Consider the following 5,211-nt stretch of genomic DNA (forward strand, 5'->3'; position numbering starts at 1 on the left):
CAGCCTTAAATTCATTGAAATCAAAATTGGATAAATCTATCTTTTTATTCTTACTCATGGGCACCTCTTTTAAGTGTTGAAATTATAACAAGTTAAAAGAGATGACACAGTTATTTAAACACTACCCAACACGCACCTCCCGATACTCTTCATACGTTGATGATGCTTTTGATGAGTCATCCCATAAGAATAGATACTCTAAATTCTAATTTTCAACTACCACGCGATGGAAGTAGTCCTTCTTAAGTACTTGATTTAGGTACGAGTGGTAGAAAATTAAGTTGATTTAATTTATTCTCAAGTGTCATTACCCATTTACGTAATGATTGGCATGTTTCAATTTTACGAATCTCAAAAAACTTGCTGTTTAAACCAGTTTCCATTAATTTTGCTCTCAAATTTTCATCTATTCCTGCCAATAAACAACGCTTAGCACTATTTGCGCAATTATTAAAAACAATCGAATACTTTTGCCCACGCTCTTCTTGCATTGCCTTTATTATAGCGATTTCGTCCATATAACAAGGTAAACCACTTTCAGCCGTTGGCAAAGTTATACTGTAGTCAGCATGTCTGCCCTCAGTAAGGTCACGCCCTTTTATAAACTCTTCTTTACGGGAAGTATATTGCTTGCGGTGATGAGCTTGTTCTTGTAACCGCTTTAAATCATTTTCATTACGTCCATCGATTATAATATCTAATTTTCGCAGTTCTTCAACATGATGATTGATTGCAAGCTCAACTTGTTGCAGATTTTTCTCAGCTTTCTGCATGTCGTCATTATAGGCAAGCTCCGATTTTGAAATTAATTCGCTTACCTCAAGTTGGGACTTTATTTCAGTTTCACGCTCTTGTCTCAATTTAACTAGTTTTTCATTAAGTCGAATGGTTTGTTCTTTAGTTTTTGTATCAGGATGCTGTACTTTATTTAAATAGCTTAAAGTTCTTTCTGTAGCAGTAATTTGACCTTTTGTTTTATCTAAACCAAGTTCCATCTTGACTAATTGCTTTTTTAGATCTTTTAATTGGGCTTGGTGAGAACTTGTTAATAGCTTTTGTTGCCTTATTATATTCTCTTTTTCCAAACGTAGCTTGTTCAGTTCATTTGTAAAAATTGTACGTTTCTCTAAACTAATTTCCAAATCTGAAACTTCAAGAAAAAAATCAATATTTTTTTTCTTTTCGTCCTGAACATTATTTAAATCAGATTTGCGGTGTGAAATTTTCAGCGTGGTTAGTGAATCCTCAGAAACCATATCTTCTTCATGAGTACTAAATTCAGGCGTAACTCTTTTGCCTTTGATAGTTTCTGTTTTAGTTGGCCTATCTTCTGGCCAAAAACTGTGTGAGATCAGATCGCTCATTACCGTGATCGGTTTCAAATGAGATGATTCTGCGTTTGAATAGGTTATAGACGTTGTTTTAGTCGGAACAGCACGCAAAGTTTTTTTAACTTTAAGTGGTGCTGCATGTTGCTCAATAAAATCAAAATTTTCTTTATTGCGTTCATCAATTTCTATATTGAAATTGACATGCCCCACATTTTCTCCTTTTTTGTGGGATGCTAGAAGCGGTCCAAAAAATTTGTGCTTAATGCGCTTCTTTAACAAAGTTGCTGTCGACAACCAAATATTTACCTCAATCATATCGATACTTCTTGTAAAATTAATAAAATAAAAACACAAAAAAGCCAAGCATTAGATGAATGCCAATCATGTTAAATTATAGTGCATATTTTATTTTTTTAGAACATATCGAGAGCACTAAAACTTACTATTTTCGGTATAATATTTTTTGAGCACTCTTTCTCCAGAGACATTATGAAGACTAAAGCGTACATACCTGGAGAGTATCGCAATAATAAACCATTTAACCCACAAACAGAGCTCAAATTTGACCCAGATTAAATGCAAATGAACCGACTTTATTTGCTATTATAATGCTTACTAATTCGTTCAAAGAAAACTACCCTCATTTTCTAATTTATGTCTTTATTTAATATGAAACATGAAAATATTCATTGCATACGAATCGGGATTTTCAGGAGTTTTTAGTTCATCTTCTGTTTTAAAAACCTCGGTATAGTTTTTCATCGTAACAGCAGAAATCACTTTGCGCCAAAAATTGACCGCCTTTATATTTTCGGGCATGACGGCGACAGACCACTTTCCTGAGTATTTTTTAAATAGGTCATGAGCAACAAGAGTAGCAACTCCTTTACCTTGAAATTTTCTAAGAATAAAAAACTCCCCCATATTCCAATCAACTGCTTCAATGAGATGCTCTTTATCCAACAACACAAATCCCGCCAACTCATCATTGACTTTAACAATAAAGGCTTTTTCATTTGGAGTTTCAAAGTAGTGTTTAAAATCAATACATTCAAAAATCCCGTTTTCAGAACATGACCATCCCATATATCCAGTTCGATCATAAACATAATAGCTTGCCAGATTTTGTACAATTAGATAATCACTTATTGTTGCTAAGATTATTTCAATCTTCATTGTATGCCTTAACTTTAAAAAGTGAGAAATTTAAACTAATTCGTTGAGTCGCGTTTCTTCATCCTGTAAAGACTGATCGACATTCGTTAATGATCTTGCCTTGAATAATCCAAAGAAACTGAATATACGATGATCGCCCAATGCTTTGCGAACTTCTGCATCCTTACGAACGTCAACAATCAATGCAGAGCATTGTGCCTTCAACAAGGCTGCTTTAATAGCTTGTGCTTTTTTATGGGCGCTGTCGCTAAAAAAACCGGTTTTGCGCTCTAATCGATCAACTTCTTTAAGCACATCATTAATCCCCTTTTTTGAAAGATTCAGAACTGGTTTGCTGCTAGTAAGAGGATTTGCGAAAGGAACTTCAGATTTAGAGCTTGTTGTTGCTATCAAAGACTCTTTCCTAACCTCTGGGTTTATAAGCGGTCTTTTATCTTCATTATGTCTAACGATTTCTTCACCTTCTTCATCATTCTCGGCTTCTTCATCATTTTCGTTTTCTTCATCTTCAAGGTCTTCTAGATCTTGCTCTCTTTGATGCTGCATCCATACGTCTTCCAAATCTTCATCTTTATCCTCGTTGGAGGATTGAGAAGTTTTCGATGCTTTTTCTAGTGCACTGAGGGTGAACTTATTTCCTTCTATATAAAAGTCCTCAATACGCTGTTTGCTTAAATCCTCATCAGAAACATTGCTCAACAATTCGTAATGAGATTGCCTTATTTTTTTTATTCCCTCCACATAGTCTGTTAAGCCAGCATTTTTATAAAACAATAAAAACTCAGGTATACGAAAGTCATCGTCTAAACTATCAACCCAGTCTGGGTTATTCAAGGCAAAGCCCACAAATGCTATACTTAAGGGACCGCAAGAAACCAGCTTTGTTCCATCTTTAACAGGGCTTTGTACTGTATGAGGAGACATCACCAACTTCATATCACCTATGGCGCTCGTACTTTCTAATTGCAGCCTTTTTTTCCCTTTAATTCTGGCTTCTTCGTTTGGATAACCTAATGGATTAAATAAAAAGAACGTTACGCGATTATCTTTCTCTTTACGAAGAATACCAGCCATATAATGCGCGCCTCCTAATTCGGGCTTAAATATGATGGGCAAATAGAGTTTATTGGATTGCAATAATCTTTCTTTAGTTGCGTTCATAACTTCATTAAAAGGCGAACGGTCTGTAAAAGAACAATGGTCTATCCCATCAAAAAACACGTAGGGTTCCAAATATTTTTGTTTTAATAGAGGTGCTCTGTCCTGTTTCAAGGCCTTCTGGTAAAGGGCCCAGACCAATCGCTGAGTATCGTCGTTATGATACCAAACATTAAAGTCTCGGCTGTCCTCTTTATCACGGCTTACAAATTGTTCTTGCGCTTTAGTCATAATTTATATTGCTCTTTAATTTAATCATTCCGAATAATTTATAACACTTTAATATGAAGAATACCTTAACTAAGTAACCTTTATGCAAAATTTTGTTACATTAATTTCTAAACATTCAGGTTATTGGTTAGAACATCGTTAACTGACTGCAACGATTTTGCGTTATTCCATCCTAGTCGACCAAAAAACGTCATTGGTGACAAACGTTGAATATTTAAAGCCTTATACAATTGAGTGTTAGGATTTTTAACAATTAACTTCAACTGAGCCTCATTTATTTGAGGTGGTAATTCGTTAAGGGCACTAATAATCGCCTTTAATTTTTTAGAACTGTTCATCCAATAGGGATCATGGCTAATGGCTCCCTTTTCTAATCGTTTAATTTGCTGCGTAATTGTTAATCCAAGTAGCGCACATGCTTCTAATTTATTTTGATAGTTAATATTCTGAGTAGTGGTTACTGGTAATTCATATGAAACATCCTTTGAGGCCGCGTCCAGAGTTGGGTCTTTGATATCCTCAGCATTTATAGAATAATCTTGCTCATTGACGCCATTAGTATTTAGCCTCATAACAGTTATCTTTTTTTCCATTGGCACGTGCGATCTTGAAAATGCGTTTAATGCGAATTGTAGTGAATTAAACGACGGTCTAAAATCACCACTTTGGTGGTTAATAACACAAAGTTTGTTATTTTTATCAAAAAATGCATTTCCTGCTGAAATACATACAGCATCAAAAGGGTTCATACTAGCCATTTGGTAGTGCGCAGGAATATGTGCAAAAGGATATCCTTCTGCTGCAAACACTAACTCTCCATTAAATCGCAAAAGAAATCGCACAACTTTATAAGGTTTGTCTAAGGTTTTAATTAAACAGTCGGGTCGTGATAATAAGACGTGAAGTTGATCTGCACTAACAATAAGAGGATTATTCTTAAAAGGTCTAATTGCTCCCACCACGCCTATGGGTTGAGCCTTATCCATAATATTAAAAATATCTAAGAGTAATTTTGGCATAACACAAGCACCTAACAAACATAAGATAAGTATAGTTTTATCAAATCATTATTAACAATTTATTAAAATATGATGGCTTAAGATAAAAAAGACCCATGTGACTAATTTTAATTAAAATAATTTATATATTTTCCATATATTAATTACTTAGTTTTTTGAGTTCACATTTGGGTGAGTAGACCGGCGGAACTTCCCCGCCAGCCCCTCTCAGAACCGTACGTGAGCCTCTCGACTCATACGGCTCCCATCAAGCAAAGCTTTTCCCTATACCTATTCGCCAATGAGGAAAAAGAGTT

At 34.9% G+C, this 5,211-nt stretch carries 4 protein-coding genes; all 4 read right to left on the bottom strand.

Translation table 11 applies throughout. From position 1 onward, the window contains the following. Positions 1-242 precede the first annotated feature (242 nt). Positions 243-1,646 carry a hypothetical protein gene (locus tag ACWTEW_RS05480; protein ID WP_028378758.1) on the bottom strand — a complete coding sequence of 468 codons (1,404 nt, stop codon included), beginning with the start codon at positions 1,644-1,646 and terminating at the stop codon, positions 243-245. Between the two features lie 345 nt (positions 1,647-1,991). Beyond that, positions 1,992-2,507 carry a GNAT family N-acetyltransferase gene (locus ACWTEW_RS05485; RefSeq protein ID WP_028378759.1) on the bottom strand — a complete coding sequence of 172 codons (516 nt, stop codon included), beginning with the start codon at positions 2,505-2,507 and terminating at the stop codon, positions 1,992-1,994. 30 nt (positions 2,508-2,537) lie between these two features. Continuing rightward, positions 2,538-3,896, bottom strand: coding sequence for a hypothetical protein (locus tag ACWTEW_RS05490; protein WP_028378760.1), 1,359 nt, complete (start codon positions 3,894-3,896; stop codon positions 2,538-2,540). A gap of 107 nt (positions 3,897-4,003) precedes the next feature. Next, entirely contained in the window at positions 4,004-4,915 is a 912-nt protein-coding gene (locus tag ACWTEW_RS05495; protein ID WP_050598500.1) for a hypothetical protein, read from the bottom strand. Positions 4,916-5,211 lie beyond the last annotated feature (296 nt).

It is taken from the genome of Legionella stuttgartensis, from assembly GCF_977063405.2.

What these genes read in the sequence shown, in the direction of transcription:
- ACWTEW_RS05485 (WP_028378759.1), bottom strand. Translation starts at nt 2,507, where the DNA reads ATGAAGATTGAAATAATCTTAGCAACAATAAGTGATTATCTAATTGTA.
- ACWTEW_RS05495 (WP_050598500.1), bottom strand. Translation starts at nt 4,915, where the DNA reads ATGCCAAAATTACTCTTAGATATTTTTAATATTATGGATAAGGCTCAA.
- ACWTEW_RS05480 (WP_028378758.1), bottom strand. Translation starts at nt 1,646, where the DNA reads ATGATTGAGGTAAATATTTGGTTGTCGACAGCAACTTTGTTAAAGAAG.
- ACWTEW_RS05490 (WP_028378760.1), bottom strand. Translation starts at nt 3,896, where the DNA reads ATGACTAAAGCGCAAGAACAATTTGTAAGCCGTGATAAAGAGGACAGC.